Origin of the sequence: Bradyrhizobium sp. LA6.1 (assembly GCF_040547805.1) — a bacterium.
GTDB classification, from domain to species: domain Bacteria; phylum Pseudomonadota; class Alphaproteobacteria; order Rhizobiales; family Xanthobacteraceae; genus Bradyrhizobium; species Bradyrhizobium barranii.
Genome location: NZ_JBEPQK010000017.1, coordinates 93,728 through 112,552, shown reverse-complemented (window position 1 = coordinate 112,552; position 18,825 = coordinate 93,728). Strand labels below are relative to the sequence as shown.

Below are 18,825 nucleotides of genomic sequence, written 5' to 3'. Positions count from 1 at the left end.
ACCTCGCTAAATCAAAACCGCCCGGTTTGGCCGGGCGGTTTCAACTGCTTTGTTCGCTCTACTCGCCGCCGCCGAACCGGCGAGACCACCAGCCGGCGCGACGCGGGGCGGCCGGGGTTTCGGTTGCCGCCTCCGGCGTGGGTTCAGCGGCTGGTGCGGGCGGGGCAACCGGCTCTGGCGCTGCCGCAACCGGTGTTGCCGGCTCGCTCGCGCTGCTCGACAGGAAGCTCACCTTTTCCCGGACCGTGGAGCGGCGACGCGCTGCCTTGTCGTCGGCGGGCTCGTCGTCCGCGGCGGCAGGAGCGGGCTCAGGCTGGGCCGGCGCCTCAATCTGCACCTCGGCGCGCGGCTCGGGCTCGCTGACCTGAGGCTCGGCGGTGGTGTGTTCGGCCTGCGCGATCGAGGGCGCAGCCTCGCCGCCAAAGCTGTCGAAATCGGCGACGGCATCGGTCGCTTCCGACGGCGCATTGGCTGCGAGCTCGTCGCCGATGGAGCCGGCGAGACCTTCCTCGTTGCCACCGCGACGGCGGCGTCCACCGCGACGACCACGTCGGCGACGGCGATCGCCGTTGCCCTGCTGCTCGCTGCGGGCCGCCTGGTCCTCACCTTCCTCGCCGTCCTGTTCGGACTCGGAATCCTCTTCACCTTCGCTGGCCGCCACGGCCGCTTCGGAAGACGCCGGAGCGCCATCCTCGCGCAACTCGCCGTCGCGCGGGGCACCGCGGCCGCGCCGACGCCGGCGGCGCTTGCGGCGCTGGCCATCCTGGTCGGAAGCCGCTTCGCCGCCAGCCTGCTCCTCGGCGAGGCCTTCGGTTTCTTCGGTCTCGACCTCGGATTCCAGCTCCGGATCGAATTCCTCGTCGTCATAGACTTCTTCGGCTACGGGCGGCGGGCTTGCGGCGGCCTGTGCCGCCAGCAGCGCCTTCGCTGCTTCCAGCGTATGCACCTGCTCGCCGCGGTCGATGAGATAGGCCTGCGGTCCGCTGACGCTGGGGTCGGCGATGACGGCCAGCGTGACCTTGAAGCCGTTCTCGAGGTCGCGCAGATGGCCGCGCTTGTGGTTCAGCACATAGAGCGCGACGTCGGTGCGGGTGCGGACCACGAGATTGTGGGTGGCGCCCTTCATCAGGATCTCTTCGAGGCCGCGCAGCAGCTGGAGCGCAACCGAGGAGACCGAGCGGACATGGCCGGTGCCGCCGCAATGCGGGCAGGGATCGGTCGAGGATTCCAGCACGCTGGCGCGGATGCGCTGGCGCGACATCTCGAGCAGGCCGAAATGCGAGATGCGGCCGACCTGGATGCGGGCGCGGTCCTGCCGCAGGCAATCGGACAGCTTGCGCTCGACCGCGCGGTTGTTGCGCTTCTCGTCCATGTCGATGAAGTCGATGACGATCAGGCCGGCGAGGTCGCGCAGGCGGAGCTGGCGGGCGACCTCTTCGGCCGCTTCCAGATTGGTCTTGAGCGCAGTGTCCTCGATATGGTGCTCGCGGGTCGATCGTCCGGAGTTGACGTCGATCGAGACCAGCGCCTCGGTCTGGTTGATCACGATGTAGCCGCCGGAGCGCAACTGCACGGTCGGAGAGAACATCGCATCCAGCTGGCTTTCGACGCCCATGCGCGAGAACAGCGGCTGGCCGTCCCGATATTGCTTCACCGCGCTGACATTGGCGGGCATCAGCATCTTCATGAAGTCGCGCGCTTCTCGGTAGCCGGACTCACCGGCAACCGAGATCTCGTCGATCTCCTTGTTGTAGAGGTCGCGCAGCGAGCGCTTGATCAGCGAGCCTTCCTCGTAGACCAGGGTCGGGGCCTGCGACTTCAGCGTCAGGTCGCGCACCGTCTCCCACATCCGGATCAAATATTCGAAGTCGCGCTTGATCTCGGGCTTGGTACGGGCGGCGCCGGCGGTGCGCAGGATGATGCCCATGCCCTCGGGCACGTCGAGATCCTGCACAACTTCCTTCAGGCGGGAACGATCCTGGGCGCTGGTGATCTTGCGGCTGATGCCGCCGCCGCGCGCGGTGTTCGGCATCAACACGGCATAGCGGCCGGCGAGCGAGAGGTAGGTGGTCAGCGCTGCGCCCTTATTGCCGCGCTCTTCCTTGACGACCTGTACCAGCATCACCTGGCGGCGCTTGATGACTTCCTGGATCTTGTACTGGCGGCGCGGGCGGAAGGTGCGCTCCGGCACCTCCTCCATCACGTCGTCGCCGCCGACGGATTCTACGTGTTCCTCTTCGGCTTCCTCGCCGTCCTCGTCCTCGTCGTCTTCCTCCTCGGACTCCTGATGGCGAGCATCAGTGCTTTCGCCGGCAGCGTAGACGGCGTCGGCCGGTTCGGCGGAGGCGGTCACGGCTTCGGCGAGAGCCTCGGCATGGGCTTCGGAGGCGATAGCCTCCTGCGGTTCGGAAGCGGTCTCGGTCGCGACCACGGGCTCGGCGCCGAAGGCTGCGACAGGCGCGGGCGTTTCGTCGGCATGATCATGGTCGTGATGATCGTGCTGGCCGTCGTGGCCGTGGTCATGATCGTGATGATGGTCGTCGTGCCCATGATCGAGATGATCATGGCCTTCGTGGTCATGATCGTGGTGATCATGATCGCCATGTTCGTGGTCTTGATGCTCGTGGCCGTCGTGCTCGCCGTGATGCTCCGTCTCGGCGTGCAGGTGCTCGCCCTCGTGCGACGCACCCTCGATGTGCAGGGCGTCGCTCTCGACCGGCTGGGCCGCTGGATCGGCGCCGGCCTCGAGGCCCTCGACGATGTCGCTGCGGACGCGTTCGCCTTGACTGCGGCGGCGGGAGTTGCGGTGGCGCGAGCGGCGGCGGCCGTGGGAGCGGTTCTCGCTCTCTTCCTCGGCCTCGCGATGGGCCTGTTCCTCGGCCTCGATCAGTGCCTGCCGGTCGGCGACCGGGATCTGGTAGTAATCGGGATGGATTTCGCTGAAGGCGAGGAAGCCGTGGCGGTTGCCGCCATATTCGACAAAGGCGGCCTGGAGCGAAGGCTCCACCCGGGTGACCTTGGCGAGGTAGATATTCCCGCGCAGTTGCTTGCGTTGTGCGGTCTCGAAATCAAACTCTTCGACGCGATTGCCGCGGACCACGACGACCCGGGTCTCCTCCGGGTGGGTGGCATCGATCAACATCTTGTTGGGCATGTCTTAACTCTTGGCGGCGGCGGGCGCGATTCACCGTGGGCGCGATTAGCGCTGCCGGGTGCCGCGACGGTCCACCTGATTCGGGGGTGAGGGGAAGGCCGAAACGCCGTCTCTCGCGCCTTGCCGAAACGGAAGCTGGAGGGCCGAAGCGGCGCGCGGGATTGTCACTCCGCAGCGTCGCGAACGGTCCTTCAGAATTCGTCGGCACAGTCTGGCGCATCAAGCGTCGGCCCGTATGAAACATTGGGCGGCGGGGCCGCCCCTCAATCAGTTGCTGCTGGCCAGGCATGGCGCGAGCGCGCTCGCCTTGGGGATTACGAACCGCTCCCTTGGGATTAAGGGACCGGGTAACGAGTCACGTCGCTGTCAAAACCGTCCCGGAAACGCGGTGGTAACCAGGGACCGTCCGCCACCGGCGCTTGACCCGCTCCACCTCGCTGCCGCGCACCGCGCTGGTCTTTGAGGGGAACGGAAAAACGCTGGAATTCCCAAACCTTGAGAGTTCCGGCGCTGCACCGGGAGGCTGAACGCGACACAACCGGAAATATCGGCCGTCAGCACTCCGTACATACGTGGAATGGACCAACCGTGCAAGGGAGCGTCGCACGGCGGTCACAGTCGGGGAGTTTCGTATATCTGTCATTAAGCGACGATTAACCCTGTGGTTCTATTGCGTTAGAAGGGCCGCTCGGAGGCACTGAATCGGTGACGAGCCGCACAAATCAAAGGGTTTTGCTGGGATGCGCGGTTCTGTGCGCCGCAGCATTGGTATGCGCTGATTCCTGGCGCCTGAGCGCGGCGGAAAGCCAGCCGCAACCCTCTGTTGCGGTAGCGAATTTTCCAACCGCGTCCGCCGCCCGGCTGGCCGGCGATGGCAAGCAGACCCGCTTCATCCTCGACATCGATCAAGCCGTCACCTTCCGCGCCGTGACGCTCGCCGACCCGTACCGGGTGGTGGTCGATGTGCCCCAAGTCAATTTTCAACTGCCTGCGGGCACCGGGGTCGAGGGGCGGGGACTGGTCAAGGCCTTCCGCTACGGGCTGGTCATGCCCGGCGGCTCGCGAATCGTGTTCGACCTGACAGGCCCGGCCAAGATCGCCAAGTCCTACGTGCTGGAGGCCGCCAATGGCCAGCCGGCCCGGCTCGTGCTTGAGCTGGAGGAGGTCGACCGGACCGCCTTCGTGCAGTCGCTCCTCCCCGAGAAGCGCCCCGAACTGCGGCCCGCAATCGCCGACGCGCCGCCGGCAACGGTTCCGGCCGCCGCAGCTCCGGAAGCCGGGCAGCAAAAGGTCGACGGCCGCCCGATCGTCGTGATCGATCCCGGCCATGGCGGCATCGACAACGGCACGCAGTCGGGCGGCGAGAGCGAGAAGAACCTGGTGCTGGCCTTCGGCCTGGCGCTGCGCGACCGGCTGGACAAGACCGGCAAATTCCGCGTGGTGATGACACGGGACGACGACACCTTCATTCCGCTCAACGACCGGGTCAAAGTCGCCCGCGGGCTCAAGGCCGCCTTGTTCGTCTCCATCCACGCAGACGCCCTTCCGAAGGCCGAGGGCGATGCGCAGGGCGCGACCATCTACACGCTGTCCGACAAGGCCTCCGACGCCGAGGCGCAGCGGCTGGCGGATGCGGAAAACCGTGCGGACGCGATCGCCGGTTTCAACCTCGCGGAAGAGCCGACCGACGTCGCGGACATCCTGATCGACCTCACCCAGCGAGAAACTCGTACCTTTTCAAGCCGTTTTGCCCGCCTGTTGATGGGCGAAATGAAGTCGTCGGTGCGGATGCACAAGCATCCCCTGAAGTCGGCCGGCTTCCGGGTCCTCAAGGCGCCAGACGTGCCGTCGGTGCTGGTCGAGATCGGCTATGTCTCCAACAAGGGCGACCTCGAGCATCTGGTCTCGGAGGGGTGGCGGTCCAAGGCCGTGGGCTCGATGGCGCAGGCGATCGACGGGTTCCTGACCAAGCGGATGGCGACGGCCGGATCGTCAAATTGACGACCGGGGGATCGTCGAATTGACGACCGGGAGGCGTCGAATTGAGAGGGATTTTCCGTCCCGTTGCAAAAGCCCTAGTTTGGCCACAGCGGGCGCTTTATAAAAATGCCGCAGGGGGTTCCGGAATCGGCGAGAATCCCGTTCGGCAAGCGTCTTGGGTCCGGCACTGATGTAATTGAGTAGGCCGGTAAATTCGCGACGTGGAGTTGGCGCCTGTTTTGGGTGCCTTGAGCTGATCCAGAGTTTGAACGGATAAACATATAATGCGCTTGCTGGTGCGGTTCATGGGCTTCCTGTTCGCCGCGGGAACGGTGGTGTTCCTTGTCGGTGTCGGGGCCGTGGCAGGCCTGATCTGGCATTTCTCCAAGGACTTGCCGGACTACTCTCAGCTTCAGGATTACGAGCCGCCGGTGATGACCCGCGTGCACGCGGTCGACGGCTCGCTGCTCGGCGAATACGCCAAGGAGCGCCGGCTATACCTGCCGATCCAGGCGGTGCCGAAGCTCGTGATCAACGCCTTCCTCGCGGCCGAGGACAAGAATTTCTACGAGCATGGCGGCATCGACTACACCGGCATGGCGCGCGCCGGCGTGCTCTTCATCCAGAACTACGGCTCGAACCGGCGTCCGCAGGGCGCCTCCACGATCACCCAGCAGGTCGCCAAGAACTTCCTTCTGACCAACGAGGTCTCCTTCGCCCGCAAGATCAAGGAAGCCTTGCTGGCGATGCGCATCGAGAAGACCTATTCGAAGGACAAGATCCTCGAGCTGTACCTGAACGAGATCTATCTCGGCCTTGGCGCCTACGGCATCGCGGCCGCTTCGCTGGTGTATTTCGACAAGTCGGTGAACGAGCTGACGGTCGCTGAAGCGTCCTATCTCGCCGCGCTGCCGAAGATGCCCGCGACGCTGCATCCGGTGCGCAACCGCGATCGCGCCATCGAGCGTCGCAACTACGTGATCGACCGTCTGCTGGAGAACGGCTGGATCAAGCAGGCCGACGCCGACAAGGCTCGCAAGGAGCCGCTGGCCGTCACCAACCGTTCCAACGGCGCTCACACCTTCGCCGGTGAATATTTCGCCGAGGAAGTCCGCCGCGACATCTTCGAGCGCTACGGCGAGAAGAAGCTCTACGAAGGCGGTCTGTCCGTCCGCACCACGCTCGATCCGAAGATCCAGGTCATGGCGCGCAAGGCCATGGTCGCCGGCCTCGTGAACTATGACGAGCAGCAGGGCTATCGCGGCGCCATGAGCAAGCTCGATATTTCGGGCGATTGGGGCGTGAAGCTCGCCGAGATCAAGTCGCTGTCCGACATCTCGCCATGGCGCATGGCGGTGGTGCTGGAGACCAGCGACCAGTCGGCGCGCATCGGCTTCCAGCCGAACCGCGAGCTCGGCGGCGCCATCAGCAAGCAACGCGAGACCGGCATCGTCACGGTCGACGGCGTGCGCTGGGCGAGGGCGGCCCAAGGCAACGCCAAGGGCAAGACCCCTACGTCGGTGGCGCAGGTGTTGCAGCCCGGCGACGTGATCTATGCCGATCCGCTCTACACCAAGGAGGGACAGCCGGTCGAAGGCCAGTACCGCCTGCGCCAGATCCCCGAAGTGTCCGGCGCGATGGTGGCGATGGATCCCTGGACCGGCCGCGTGCTCGCGATGGTCGGCGGCTTCTCGTTCGACCAGAGCCAGTTCAACCGCGCCACGCAGGCCTACCGGCAGCCGGGCTCGTCGTTCAAGCCGATCGTCTATTCGGCCGCGCTCGACAACGGTTATACGCCCTCGACCGTGGTGCTCGACGCGCCCATCGAAATCGACCAGGGCCAGGGCGCCGGCGTGTGGCGGCCCGAAAACTTCTCGTCCGGCAAATTCCAGGGACCCGTCACGCTGCGCAACGCTTTGCGGCAGTCGCTCAACACCGTGACGGTGCGCCTTGCGCAGGACATCGGCATGCCCCTGATCGGCGAATATGCGCGCCGCTTCGGCGTCTATGACGAATTGCCGAACTATCTCTCCTACGCGCTCGGCGCCGGCGAGACCACGGCGATGCGCATGGTCACGGCCTATTCGATGCTCGCCAATGGCGGTCGCCGGGTGAAGCCGACCTTGATCGACCGTATCCAGGACCGTTACGGCCGCACCATCTTCAAGCACGACCAGCGCGAATGCCGCGGCTGCGACGCGCCGGGCGGCTGGAAGAACCAGGCCGAGCCGCAGCTGATCGACCGCCGCGAGCAGGTGCTGGATTCCATGACCGCCTATCAGATCACCGAGCTGATGGAAGGCGTGGTCCAGGCCGGTACCGCAACCGTGGTCAAGGAGGTCGGCAAGCCGATCGCCGGCAAGACCGGCACCACCAACGAGGCCAAGGACGCCTGGTTCGTCGGCTTCTCGCCCGACGTCGCCGTCGCGATCTATATGGGCTACGACAAGCCGCGCGCGCTCGGTAGGGGCAACGCCGCGACCGGCGGCCATCTGGCCGCGCCCATCGCGCGCGACTTCCTCAAGCTTGCGCTCGCCGACAAGCCCGCGGTTCCGTTCAAGGTGCCGGCCGGCATCAAGCTCGTGCGCGTCGTCTCCAAGACCGGCATGCGCGCCGGTCCCGGCGAGACCGGTGGAACCATCCTCGAAGCCTTCAAGCCGGGCACGGCGCCGCCTGACAACTACTCGGTCATCGGCGTCGCCGATGCCGACGGGCGCGGCGGCGTGCCGGCGTCGCAGCAGCAGCAGCCGGATTCCGGCTTCTTCATGCGGCCGGGCACCGGCGGGCTGTACTAGCGGATAAGACAGACGATCGCGGTTCCGGCGGTTGCGCTTTGCAGCCGCCGCCGCTACATCCCGATCTGAATTGCACGCGGGATTCCGCGAGATCAGAGAACAACATGCGCGCCGAAATCGAACGGTTGGTAGAAGAGATCAAGCAGTCGGTCGGGCTGCTGAGGAGGCATCTTTGACGTCGAGAAATCGACGGCGCGCCTCGCTGAGCTGAACAAGCTCGCTGAAGATCCCAACCTCTGGAACGATCCCCAGAAAGCCCAGAAGCTGATGCAGGAGCGCACCTCGCTTGAGGATTCGCTCTCCGGCATCGGCAAGGTCGAGCAGGAGCTCGAAGACGACATCGGCATGATCGAGCTCGGCGAGGCCGAGGGCGATGCCGGCGTCGTCACTGAGGCTGAAACCGCGCTGAAGAACCTCAAGAAGGAAGTCGCGCGGCGCGAGCTCGAGGCGCTGCTCTCGGGTGAGGCCGATCGCTTCGATTCCTATCTCGAAGTCCATGCCGGCGCCGGCGGCACCGAGAGCCAGGACTGGGCGCAGATGCTGCTGCGCATGTATACGCGCTGGGCCGAGACGCACGGCTTCAAGGTCGAATTCCTCGAAGAGTCCGAGGGCGAAGAGGCCGGCATCAAGTCCGCGACGATCCAGGTCTCGGGCCACAACGCCTATGGCTGGCTGAAGACGGAGGCGGGCGTGCACCGGTTGGTGCGCATCTCGCCGTTCGATTCCAACGCGCGGCGGCACACCTCGTTTTCGAGCGTGCAGGTGTTCCCCGTCATCGACGACAGCATCAAGATCGACATCAAGGAAGCCGACGTCCGCGTCGACACCATGCGCTCGGGCGGCGCCGGCGGCCAGCACGTCAACAAGACCGAATCCGCGGTGCGCCTGACGCATATTCCGACCGGCGTTGCCGTGGTCTGCCAGGCCGGCCGCTCCCAGCACAAGAATCGGGCGCAGGCCTGGGACATGCTGCGCGCGCGGCTTTACGAAATCGAGCTGAAGAAGCGCGAGGAGAAGGCCGCCGCCGACCAGGCCGCCAAGACCGATATCGGCTGGGGCCACCAGATCCGCTCCTACGTGCTGCAGCCCTACCAGATGGTGAAGGATTTGCGCACCGGCGTGCAGACGTCCGACACATCGGGCGTGCTGAACGGCGAGCTCGACGACTTCATGGCCGCAACCCTGGCGCAGCGCGCCTTCGGCACCACCGGCGCCGACATCGAGGACGTCGACTGATGTCCCGCGTCGCCTTCATCGGGTTGGGGCGGATGGGCCACGGCATGGCCGGCCGCTATCTCGATGCCGGCTTCACGGTGACGCTGTGGAATCGCAGCAAGGCAAAGGCGGACGACCTGATCGCGCGCGGTGCGCATTGGGCGACGTCGCCTGAGGATGCCGCGATCGATGCCGATGCGGTCGTGACCATGGTCGCCGATGACGAAGCCTCGCGCGCGGTCTGGCTCGGGCCCGAGGGCGCGGCCAAGACGGCAAAGGCCGGCACCATTGCGATCGAGTGCTCCACCGTCTCCTATGACCACGCCCGCGAGATGGGCCGCGAACTGAACGCGCGCGGGCTGATCTACATCGACTGCCCCGTGACGGGATTGCCGGATGCGGCAGCGGCCGGAAAGCTGACGCTGCTCGCCGGCGCTGACGCAGCTGATCTCGAACGTGCGCGGCCGTTTCTCGAACCGATCGGCTCGACCATCCGCCATTTCGGCGCGGTCGGCTCCGGCACGGTCTACAAGCTCATCAACAATCTCCTGGGTGCGATCCAGATCGCGGGCCTTGCCGAAGGCCTCGCCATCGCCGAACAGGCCGGGCTCGACATGAACCTGGTGCTGGAATCGATCCAGGCCGGCGTCGCCGCCAGCCCGCAGGTGCAGCGTCATTCCAAGCGCATGGTCGCCCGCGATTTCAGCGGCGCGACCTTTACGGCGGCGCTGCGGCACAAGGATGCCGCCTATGCGGTGAAGCTCGCCGAAGGCCTGCTCGCCGACAAGCCGCTGGTCTCGCGCGCTGCGGTCGAGTCCTACGCGCAGGCCAAGGCCGCAATGCCCGACGACGATGAAGGCAAGATGATCGAGCTGGTGTCGCGGCCGAAGAAGCCGACCTAGCTGGGCGCATCAACATGGGGCAGCCTCGTTCGGATCGCGGTCTCGGCATTGCCCTCGTCATCGCTGCCGCAGTTGCCTGGAGCACGGCGCCGTTCTTCACGCGCCTCTTGCCGTTCGATCCCTGGACCATCCTGTTCTGGCGCGGCCTGTTCGCGGGCAGCCTGATCAGCGTGTTTCTTGTCGTGATGCAGGGCCGCGCTGCGCTGTGGCAATTGGTCGTGCCGGGGAAGGGCGGCCTGCTCGTCGCGTCCTTGTCCGCGGTCGGCATGGTCTCGTTCATTCCCGCGCTTCAGATGACCACGGTCATGAATGTGGCGGTGCTGATCGCCACCCAGCCCTTCGTTGCGGCTGCGCTGGCGTGGCTGTGGCTCGGCGAAGCCGCGACGTGGCGTACGCTGACCGCGAGCCTGATCGCCTTTGCCGGCGTGGTGATCACGGTCGGCGGCGTTCGGGCCGGCGCCGATCTCGGCGGCGTCGCGCTGAGCTGCCTGATGGTGCTCGCCATCTCCGCCATGACGGTCGTGGTCCGGCGCCATCGCGAGACGTCGATGGTGGCCGCGGCAGCGCTGTCGAACTTCATGGGGAGCCTCGTCAGTCTTCCCTTTGCCCACGACATCGCCCATGTCGGCGGCAACAGCCTTGCGATCCTCGCGATGTTCGGCTGCCTCCAGGTCGCGCTCGGCCTGACCTTCTACATGCTCGGCTCGCGCTTGTTGCCTTCGGGGCAGGCTTCCCTGATCGCGACGCTGGAAACGCCGCTAATGCCGTTCTGGATCTGGGTCGCTTTTCGCGAACTGCCCGCCGTGCATGCGCTCATTGGCGGCGCGCTGGTGATCGGAGCGGTTGTCGCCGATATTGCCGGTGACGCTCGCTCGCGGCGCCCCTCCTGAGCAAATTTGTCGGAAATCGGGTGGCGGCCTGTCTCGCGCCGTTCTAGGCGGCAGGCTCGGCCGCCGAGGTGAAGCAACATGTCCCCGAACGATAACAGGATCGACGCGCGAGACTGGTCGCTGCTCGCGGTGCTCTCGGTTCTCTGGGGCGGATCGTTCTTCTTCAATGGCGCGGCGCTGCGGGAATTGCCGCCGCTGACGCTGGTGCTGCTGCGCGTCGCGCTTGGGGCGGCCATTCTGCTGCCGTTGCTGCGGATGCAGGGTATCGGTCTTCCCAAGGGCATGGCGGGCTGGAAGCCGTTCGTCGCGATTGGGCTGCTCAACAACGTCATCCCGTTCTCGCTGATCGTGCTCGGCCAGACCTACATTCCGAGTGGGCTGGCCTCGATCCTGAATGCGACCACGCCGCTGTTCACGGTGATGGTGATGGCGGCGGCCGGCGAAGAGGCCCTGCAGATGCGTCGGGTGGCCGGCGTGGCGCTCGGGCTCGCCGGCGTCATCATCCTGCGCGGATGGGAAACGAGGCCGGGGCAGGGGCTCGGCATCCTGCTCTGCCTGGGCGGCGCATTCAGCTATGGCTTTGCGGCGCTGGCCGCGCGGCGGCTGCTGAAGGACACGCCTCCGCTGGGAACGGCGACGTTTCAGCTGATGGCATCGACTGTGATGATGGCGATCGTCGCCGGCGCCATGGAGCAGCCGTGGCATCTTTCGATGCCGGGCCTGACGACCTGGCTCGCCGTGCTTGGCCTTGCCGCCCTCTCGACGGCGCTCGCCTACATCGTCTTCTTTCAGATCCTGCGACGTTCAGGCGCGACCAATGTGATGCTGGTGACGCTGCTCATTCCCGTCACCGCCATCCTGCTGGGATGGCTGGTGCTGGGTGAGCCGATCTCCGCGCGCGAGATCGCGGGCGCCATCGTCATCGGCAGCGCACTGCTCGTGATCGACGGGCGCGCACTGAGACTGCTGCGGCGCACCGCGTAAGTTCCGGGTCCGTCGTTTCACGGCGCGGAAAATCGCGGCGCTTGCCAGCGGCGAACGGCCTTGCGACACTCTCCGCAAAACAAGACTACAAAACATAGGGGAGAGAACGATGCCGGGTCGTCGCGAAAGCCTTGCTGCCCTCGCCATTCTTGCTGCCGGCGTGCTCGTCTCGGCACCGGCTCTGGCGCAGAAGAAATACGATCCCGGCGCCACCGACACCGAAGTCAAGATCGGCAACATTATGCCCTATAGCGGGCCGGCGTCGTCCTATGGCGTGATCGGCAAAACCGAGGCCGCCTATTTCAGGATGATCAACGACCAGGGCGGAATCAACGGCCGCAAGATCAACTTCATTAGCTATGACGACGCCTATTCGCCGCCGAAGGCGATCGAGCAGGCGCGCAAGCTGGTCGAGAGCGACGAGGTGCTGCTGATCTTCCAGCCGCTCGGCACGCCCTCGAACTCGGCGATCATGAAATACATGAACGCCAAGAAGGTGCCGCAGCTGTTCGTCGCCTCCGGCGGTACCAAGTTCGGGGACCCCAAGAATTTCCCGTGGACCATGGGTTTCCAGCCGAACTACCAGAGCGAGGGGCGGATCTACGCAAAGTACATCCGCGATCATTTCCCCAACAGCAAGATCGCCGTGTTCTGGCAGAACGACGACGCCGGCAAGGACCAGTTCAAGGGCCTGAAGGACGGGCTCGGCGACAAGGCCGGCATGATCATCGCCGACAAGTCCTATGAGGTCAGCGATCCCTCGATCGACTCGCAGATCGTGGCGCTGCATGACTCGGGCGCCGACATCTTCTTCTCATGGGCCGCCCCGAAGGGATCGGCGCAGGCAATCCGGAAGGTCGGAGAGCTCGGCTGGAAACCAAAATTCTTCCTCGCCAATACCGCGACCTCGGTCGCCTCGGTGCTCAAGCCCGCCGGGCTCGACTATTCCAAGGATATCATCTCGACCGTCTATCTGAAGGATCCGACCGACCCGACCTGGGACAAGGACCCTGCGGTGGTGAAGTGGCGCGAATTCATGGACAAATATTATCCCGATGGCGACAAGGCCAATAGCAACAACATCTACGGCTATGTGCAGGCCGAGGCGATGGCGCAGGTGCTGAAGCAGTGCGGCGACAAGCTCACGCGTGACAACGTGATGAAGCAAGCCACCAGCCTGAAGAATTTTCACACCGACCTGATGCTGCCCGGGATCATGGTGAACACCTCCGCCGACGACTACTTTCCGATCGAGCAGATGCAGTTGATGCGCTTCAACGGACAGGCCTGGGAGCTCTTCGGCGACGTCATCACCGGCGAGGTCGGGCACGAGCGCAGTCAATAGTCAGGGCTGGCGGCCGGCTTTCGCTTTCAGCGCGATGCCGCCGGCGACGCCAACGCCCAGCACATACATCCAGCCTTCGTGGAAATCGAACAAATGCGAGTTCAGAAGCGAGCTCGCGATGTTCTGTACGGCGGCCACGAGCCCGATCCAGGCCGCAAGGCCTTCGTCCAGGAACAGGCGAAGGTGCGCGATCCACATGGCGTAGAGCAGGACGACGCCGAGTACGCCCCATTGCATCGCGACATTGAGGGTCTGGTTGTGGGGATTGCTGACGATCTCCGCATCGAGGCGGCTTCCACCGGTGGCGGCGCGCTCGAACTGGCGCTTGATCGACCCGGTGCCGTGACCGGTCAGGGGCGCCTCGGCAATGGCGTGAAGCGCCTTGCGCCAATAGGTCAGGCGTTGGGCGGTCGAGGCTCGGCTGATGTCCTCGTGGCCGTGGCGGTATTCCACGGCGATGTCCGCAATGCGGTGGCGCAGATAGGGCGATGTCGTCCAGGCCAGCGCGCTCGCGGCTATCGTGCCTGCGAGCAGGACCAGCGCCGCGCGTCGGCTCAAATGCCTCCAGGCGAGCAATCCGAGCAGCACCGCGATGCACAGCAGCGCCGTGCGTGCGGAGGCGACGAACACCATGTTGGTGGCGAACAGCAGGATCAATGCCAGACAGAGGGCTGTCGCGACCACGCTTCCGCCACGCCAGAAAGTCAACGTCGGCAGTGCGAGCGCGACGCGGTCGCGGTGAGTTTCCAGGCGGGATCGTGCAGCACGATCCAGGAGTAGACTGCAAGCAGCGCGCAGGACGCGAGAAAGCCAAGGAAAACGCAGAAACCGCGTTCGGATCGGCTGAAGTGATAGAGCAGTGCTGGAATGAGCACGAGCTTTGCGACCGGCTTGATCGCATGCAACCGGTCGGCCCACGCGCCGTCCGACCAGAGCGTGCCGAGAAGCGCGAGCAGCAGGAAGGCAAAGGGCAGGGCGAACGCAGGCCGCGCGAGCTGGCGTCCATAGTCGCGCCAGTCGATGGTCGGCGTCACCACCAGCAGCCAGAGCCCGACGAAGATCGAAGGCGCCGTGGTCGACCAGGGCAGCGACGCCGCGATCAGCACAGCGAGCACATCGGCGGCCCCGATCAGAGCGGGCGATTTGCCCATGGCCCGCCATCGGGCGCGCAACGCTTGTCGACCGGCCGGGCCGGACCATTCCGCGGTTTCAGCAGTCATGTGCAACGACGCTTATTGCGCGGCGGCCAGGCTTTCCCGGGGCATCGCATGCCCGAGGAAGTCGCGCGCCTGGGTCTCGTAGCCGAAGCGCTCGGCGAGCTCGTGTCGCCTCGCGCGGATGCGGCCGCGGCATTCCTCCTGCCGCGTCAGCACGCGGGTGATTGAAGCTGCGATCGCATCGGTCGAGAACGGATCGAAATAGTCGGCGAGCTCGCCTGCGACCTCACGGAACACCGCGATATCGGAGCATAGCACCGGCGTGTTCGCGGCCAGCGCCTCGATGATCGGTATGCCGAAGCCTTCGGCCAGGCTCGGCATGATCAGCCCGTGCGCCTCCGCGATCATGGCGGCCTTTTCATGCTCGTCGACATAGCCGGCGAAGCGGACATTTGGCGGCAGGTTGCGCATCCGGCTGATCTGGCCCGCATGACCGATCACCACGAGATCGGCCTGAGGGACGTTGCGGAAGGCACGAATAACGGTGGCGACGTTCTTGCGCGGCTCGTTCGACACGATGATGACGAAGTTCGGCCGCCCCGGACGCCCCGACAGGGCTGGGAGGTGGAGGACATCCGGGGCGTCGAACCGGGTGCGGGGATACACGACCCGCGCCGGCAGGTGCGCAAATTGCGGCAACAGTTCCCTGAACCGCATCATGCTATAGTTTGAAACGAAGGCGAGCTCGTCAGCCTGGCGCAGGCTGGTGCCGATCCGCGCCAGGAACTGGCGCGTGGCAATGTCGCTGAGCTTGAGGTCGGTGAGCGGCAGCAAATCGTGGACGACGCAGATCACCTTGGCGTTCGGCTTGCGCCTGATCGCGACCCGCGTCGGGGTGTCCACAACGATGAGATCATAGTCACGCGCGTCGATCCGCGGCGGCGGCAGCAGGAAGAAGGCCGAGGATTCCTGATAGTTGAAGAATCCGGGCTCAAGCTGGAATTCGCCGAACAGTTCGAGATGGCGCATATCCGGCGGAATGTATTCGAGCGCGGCAGTCCGGTTCTCGATCAGCCGGGCTTGCAGGCCAAGCAGGCCGATCGCGCGCAGGAGGCAGAGGATATTGTCCCGCGACAGCAGCATGGTGGCCTTGTGGCGGAGCCAGTCGAACCTGCGACGCGCGCCGCTGAGCATCACCGGCCCGCTCACGTTGACCTCGTCGAGGAAGCGATAAAGAGCGAGCAGCTCGATGTTGCGCGACTGCGCCGGAAATAGTTTCGTGCGTCGTTCGCGCCGACATAGCTTGCGGTAACGCTTCGAGGTTTCCACCAGCAAGGTGAGTTCGTGGCCTTCCGACGCGAGCGACCGTACCAATTCCCGGGTGAAGTGGAAGATGCCACGCTTGTGATTGGGTTGTCCGAGCGACTCGGACACGACCAGGATGTTCTGTTTCATGCGCGTTTCTCTCGGAGTTCAAAGGCGTGCGTGGCTGATGGCTCGACCGCGATGGTCGAGGCGATGTGGCCGTGATCGAGGTTGATGATGCTGGAGCAGGTGCGGCGCAGCAGCGGCAGGTCGTGCGAGGCGATGATCACGATCGCCGCCTGCGAGACCAGGTTTTGCAGCCGCCTCTCGGCCTTCTCCGCAAAATGCTCGTCGACGACGCTGAGCCATTCGTCGAGCAGCAGGATGTCGGCCGGGAAAGCGGTGGCGGTCGCGAACAACACCCGCATCAGCATGCCCGAGGAGAACATCCGCAGGGGCAGGCGCTGCATGCGCGCTTCGAGCTCGGTGAAAGCCCAGATCTCGTCGATCACGCTGCGTGTGGGCTTGCGACCGCTGATCCGCAGCAGCAGCGCGATGTTGTCCTCCGCCACGAAGTCCAGATTGACCCCGGCGTTCAGGCCGAGCAGGGGCACGACGTTGCCCCGGACCGTGACGCGGCCACTGCTCGGCGGATAGACCCCGGCGATCAGGCGCAGCAGCGTCGACTTGCCGGAGCCGTTGGGCCCGGCAAGCCCGATACGGGCGCCGGCTTCGGCCTCGATCGAGACGTTGTCGACGGCGCGGATGATCCGCGTCTCGCCCGGTTCGCGGATGAGGTGGCCGAGCAGTCGCCGCTTCAGCGAGAAGTCGTAGGCGCCGTAGAGCGGATAGTCGAGACAGACGTTGTGCAGGCTGATCGAGACCATGCGTCAAATCCAGAATGCGGCTTTGCGCAGGTGGACCAGCGTCAGCACGCTCGCAAAGATCAGCAGCGCCAGCGTGATGAGGACGTAGACGATGCTGGCGGGATCGATATGGCCGCCTGCAAGCGGCTCGCGCCACACCGCGAACAGATGCGTCAGCGGATTGAGCCGCATCACCGTCGAGCGGTGATTGATCATCTCGGCGGACCAGATCACGGGCGAGGCGAGGAAGGCGAGCATCAGCGTGGATTCGATGATCGGCTTGAGGTCGCGATAGCGCGTTGCCGTCGCGCCGAGGACGAGGCTCAAGGCGAAGGTACAGGCTATGAACAGCAGCAGGCCAGGCAGCGCCGCCAGCGCGTGAGAGAGGTCGTGGGGCGAGAGGATCAGCCACAGCACCAGCGGCACGCAGGCGTTATGCAGCGCGAATAGCGCCTGGCGGAAGGTGCATTGCAGCAGGAAGATCACCGGCGGCAGCGCCCGGTCGCGGATCAGGCTCGCGGAATTCTGAAGCGCCGTGGTCGCATCGAGCACGACGCTGTTGAGGAAGGTCCAGGCCGTCATCGACAGCGCCAGCATCGGCAGGCGCGCCAGCATGTCGGCGTTCGACATGTGGCCGATCACCGAGCCCAATACGGCGACCACGATCGCCATCTGAAGCGACATCCAGAACGGGCCGAGCAGCGAACGCACGTAGCGGTGGCGCATGTCCGACCAGGCCAGTGCGGCCGCAATCCGGACGGTGTCCAGCCAGCCGGTCGCCTGCGGCAGCTCGGCGGCAGTTGCGAGTTCCTTGCACGACGCGGTGACGGCGTCGCGGTAGACGGCCTGCATGCCTTCCCTGAAGGCTGGGGCGGAATAGCGGGTGAGGGCGCGCGTCCGGGCTGACAGTCCCATGCGGCGGCGGCGCTCGGGATCGCTGATCAGCGTGTCGATGGCATCGCCGAGCTTTTCGGCGTCGCCCGGCGGCACCGTGATCGCCTCCATGCCGTGGCGGGCGACGCGCGGCACGGCGGTGTCGAGCGCCGTGTTCACGACAGGGCGGCCGGCGGCCATGGCCTCGAGCTGGACCAGGCCAAAGGTCTCGGCATTGGTGACCGACGGCATGACGAAGACGTCGGACAGGCACATCAGCTTGATGCGCTCGTTGTCGTTGACCGAGCCGAGCAAGCGGACGCGGTCGCGGAGGCCGAGCTCGCGGATCAGCTGCTCAAGCCGCGGCCGCTCGGTGCCTTCGCCGATGATCCAGACCTCGAACTTGCGGTTGACGGCGGCGCGGATCAGGACGTCAAAGCCCTTGTAGGGCACGAGCCGGCCGCAGGCGAGCACGAGCCGGCCGCGATCGTTCACGTGGTGCGGCTCGATCTTCGGCCAGTCGTAACCCGAGGTGTCGATGCCGAACGGCACGACGTGGCATTTGTCGACGAATTCCCGCAGCAACGGCGTGTTCTCGATCAGCGCATGGTCCGAGACGATGATCGCTGTCGCCCGGCGCAGCGTCCGCCGCATCAACGGTTCGATGAACCAGCGCAGGCCGGCATGGGTGACGATGTCGGCATGCCAGTGCACCACCAGCGGCCGATTGGCGCCGAAGCCGAACGCGAAAACGAGGTCGGCGAGCGGGAAGGGGGCATGGAGCGCGAGCAAATCGTGCTCGGCGATCTTGCGCCAGAGCCGCCAGGGATAGGTGGGGGCGGCGGGAAGCGACAGGAGATTGCCGAAGGAGCGGACGCGCTCGACCGGCACGTCATTGACGACGATCTCGCGCCGCTCGGCCGATTGCGAGCAGACCAGCACGGCGGACGCGAAGCTGTCCTTTAGGCTGGCGCAGATGTCGCGGATCACCGTCAGCGTGCCGCCGAACAGGTCGGGATAATAGATCTTGAAGATGTGCAGCACCGACGGGCGGCGCGGAGTTTCGCTGGTGTGATGCATGATGGTGTCAGCCTGCGAGAAGGGCCGCGACGAACGGTGCGGCCAGCACCGAGATGAAGATCACGCCGCGCAACAGCGCCGGCAGCATCGGCTCGATTGCGCCGCGCCCCCAGTCGGGAGCCGGCACAGCACGCAGTGAGTTGGAATTGCGGACCAAGCGGTCAGCCATGGGTGTGAGTCCCTTTACGTCGCGCCCTCAGTGGCGTCTCGTTTACGTGGGAAAATTTACCACGTCAATCAGAATGGAGAAAAAAGTGGGATTGTGTCCCACGTGGGGCG

General features: G+C 65.5%; 14 protein-coding genes. 7 read left to right on the top strand and 7 right to left on the bottom strand.

The window, feature by feature from the left end; all coding sequences use genetic code 11:
• Positions 1-58 precede the first annotated feature (58 nt).
• On the bottom strand, positions 59-3,154 hold the full coding sequence (locus ABIB99_RS32975; protein ID WP_354131271.1) for an Rne/Rng family ribonuclease: 3,096 nt from the start codon (positions 3,152-3,154) through the stop codon (positions 59-61).
• 705 nt (positions 3,155-3,859) lie between these two features.
• Between ABIB99_RS32975 and ABIB99_RS32970 the strand changes: the two genes are divergently transcribed.
• From ABIB99_RS32970 to ABIB99_RS32940, 7 genes are all read left to right on the top strand, one after another.
• Positions 3,860-5,155 carry an N-acetylmuramoyl-L-alanine amidase gene (locus ABIB99_RS32970; RefSeq protein WP_354179548.1) on the top strand — a complete coding sequence of 432 codons (1,296 nt, stop codon included), beginning with the start codon at positions 3,860-3,862 and terminating at the stop codon, positions 5,153-5,155.
• Positions 5,156-5,418: 263 nt separating this feature from the next.
• On the top strand, positions 5,419-7,929 hold the full coding sequence (locus tag ABIB99_RS32965) for a penicillin-binding protein 1A (protein WP_014495579.1): 2,511 nt from the start codon (positions 5,419-5,421) through the stop codon (positions 7,927-7,929).
• 104 nt (positions 7,930-8,033) lie between these two features.
• Positions 8,034-9,165 (top strand): peptide chain release factor 2 gene (gene prfB / locus ABIB99_RS32960; protein ID WP_100213929.1). Its coding sequence is split into 2 segments (ribosomal slippage): positions 8,034-8,102 and positions 8,104-9,165, totalling 1,131 coding nucleotides; the frame shifts between segments, so codons are not numbered across the junction.
• Positions 9,165-10,046 (top strand): NAD(P)-dependent oxidoreductase, encoded by an 882-nt coding sequence (locus ABIB99_RS32955; RefSeq protein ID WP_354179545.1) that lies wholly within the window; start codon positions 9,165-9,167, stop codon positions 10,044-10,046. Before prfB ends, ABIB99_RS32955 begins: the two co-directional genes overlap by 1 nt.
• A 14-nt stretch (positions 10,047-10,060) precedes the next feature.
• Complete coding sequence (locus tag ABIB99_RS32950; RefSeq protein ID WP_354179543.1) at positions 10,061-10,936, top strand: DMT family transporter; 876 nt, start codon at positions 10,061-10,063, stop codon at positions 10,934-10,936.
• A gap of 78 nt (positions 10,937-11,014) precedes the next feature.
• Positions 11,015-11,920: a DMT family transporter gene (locus ABIB99_RS32945; protein ID WP_354179541.1), complete on the top strand. Its 906-nt coding sequence runs from the start codon at positions 11,015-11,017 to the stop codon at positions 11,918-11,920.
• 109 nt (positions 11,921-12,029) lie between these two features.
• The gene (locus ABIB99_RS32940; protein ID WP_354179539.1) at positions 12,030-13,265 is read left to right on the top strand and encodes an ABC transporter substrate-binding protein; all 1,236 of its coding nucleotides are present in this window, start codon (positions 12,030-12,032) and stop codon (positions 13,263-13,265) included.
• Here the strand turns inward: ABIB99_RS32940 and ABIB99_RS32935 are convergent, their stop codons facing one another.
• The 6 genes from ABIB99_RS32935 to ABIB99_RS32910 form a co-directional block, all read right to left on the bottom strand.
• The gene (locus ABIB99_RS32935; protein ID WP_354179537.1) at positions 13,266-13,949 is read right to left on the bottom strand and encodes an O-antigen ligase family protein; all 684 of its coding nucleotides are present in this window, start codon (positions 13,947-13,949) and stop codon (positions 13,266-13,268) included. It abuts the gene before it with no gap.
• Positions 13,950-13,969: 20 nt separating this feature from the next.
• Positions 13,970-14,416: a hypothetical protein gene (locus ABIB99_RS32930; protein WP_354179535.1), complete on the bottom strand. Its 447-nt coding sequence runs from the start codon at positions 14,414-14,416 to the stop codon at positions 13,970-13,972.
• Between the two features lie 81 nt (positions 14,417-14,497).
• On the bottom strand, positions 14,498-15,877 hold the full coding sequence (locus ABIB99_RS32925; RefSeq protein WP_354179533.1) for a glycosyltransferase family 4 protein: 1,380 nt from the start codon (positions 15,875-15,877) through the stop codon (positions 14,498-14,500).
• Positions 15,874-16,614 (bottom strand): ABC transporter ATP-binding protein, encoded by a 741-nt coding sequence (locus tag ABIB99_RS32920; RefSeq protein WP_354179531.1) that lies wholly within the window; start codon positions 16,612-16,614, stop codon positions 15,874-15,876. The genes ABIB99_RS32925 and ABIB99_RS32920 overlap by 4 nt, the downstream gene beginning before the upstream one ends.
• A gap of 3 nt (positions 16,615-16,617) precedes the next feature.
• The gene (locus ABIB99_RS32915) at positions 16,618-18,546 is read right to left on the bottom strand and encodes a glycosyltransferase (RefSeq protein WP_354179529.1); all 1,929 of its coding nucleotides are present in this window, start codon (positions 18,544-18,546) and stop codon (positions 16,618-16,620) included.
• Between the two features lie 7 nt (positions 18,547-18,553).
• The gene (locus ABIB99_RS32910) at positions 18,554-18,715 is read right to left on the bottom strand and encodes a hypothetical protein (RefSeq protein ID WP_193375689.1); all 162 of its coding nucleotides are present in this window, start codon (positions 18,713-18,715) and stop codon (positions 18,554-18,556) included.
• Between the last annotated feature and the right edge of the window lie 110 nt (positions 18,716-18,825).

Bases quoted from the DNA above. Each gene is read 5' to 3' on its own strand.
- ABIB99_RS32915 (WP_354179529.1), bottom strand. From the start codon at position 18,546: ATGCATCACACCAGCGAAACTCCGCGCCGCCCGTCGGTGCTGCACATC.
- ABIB99_RS32955 (WP_354179545.1), top strand. From the start codon at position 9,165: ATGTCCCGCGTCGCCTTCATCGGGTTGGGGCGGATGGGCCACGGCATG.
- ABIB99_RS32950 (WP_354179543.1), top strand. From the start codon at position 10,061: ATGGGGCAGCCTCGTTCGGATCGCGGTCTCGGCATTGCCCTCGTCATC.
- ABIB99_RS32940 (WP_354179539.1), top strand. From the start codon at position 12,030: ATGCCGGGTCGTCGCGAAAGCCTTGCTGCCCTCGCCATTCTTGCTGCC.
- ABIB99_RS32925 (WP_354179533.1), bottom strand. From the start codon at position 15,877: ATGAAACAGAACATCCTGGTCGTGTCCGAGTCGCTCGGACAACCCAAT.
- ABIB99_RS32975 (WP_354131271.1), bottom strand. From the start codon at position 3,154: ATGCCCAACAAGATGTTGATCGATGCCACCCACCCGGAGGAGACCCGG.
- ABIB99_RS32945 (WP_354179541.1), top strand. From the start codon at position 11,015: ATGTCCCCGAACGATAACAGGATCGACGCGCGAGACTGGTCGCTGCTC.
- ABIB99_RS32920 (WP_354179531.1), bottom strand. From the start codon at position 16,614: ATGGTCTCGATCAGCCTGCACAACGTCTGTCTCGACTATCCGCTCTAC.
- ABIB99_RS32965 (WP_014495579.1), top strand. From the start codon at position 5,419: ATGCGCTTGCTGGTGCGGTTCATGGGCTTCCTGTTCGCCGCGGGAACG.
- ABIB99_RS32910 (WP_193375689.1), bottom strand. From the start codon at position 18,715: ATGGCTGACCGCTTGGTCCGCAATTCCAACTCACTGCGTGCTGTGCCG.
- ABIB99_RS32930 (WP_354179535.1), bottom strand. From the start codon at position 14,416: ATGGGCAAATCGCCCGCTCTGATCGGGGCCGCCGATGTGCTCGCTGTG.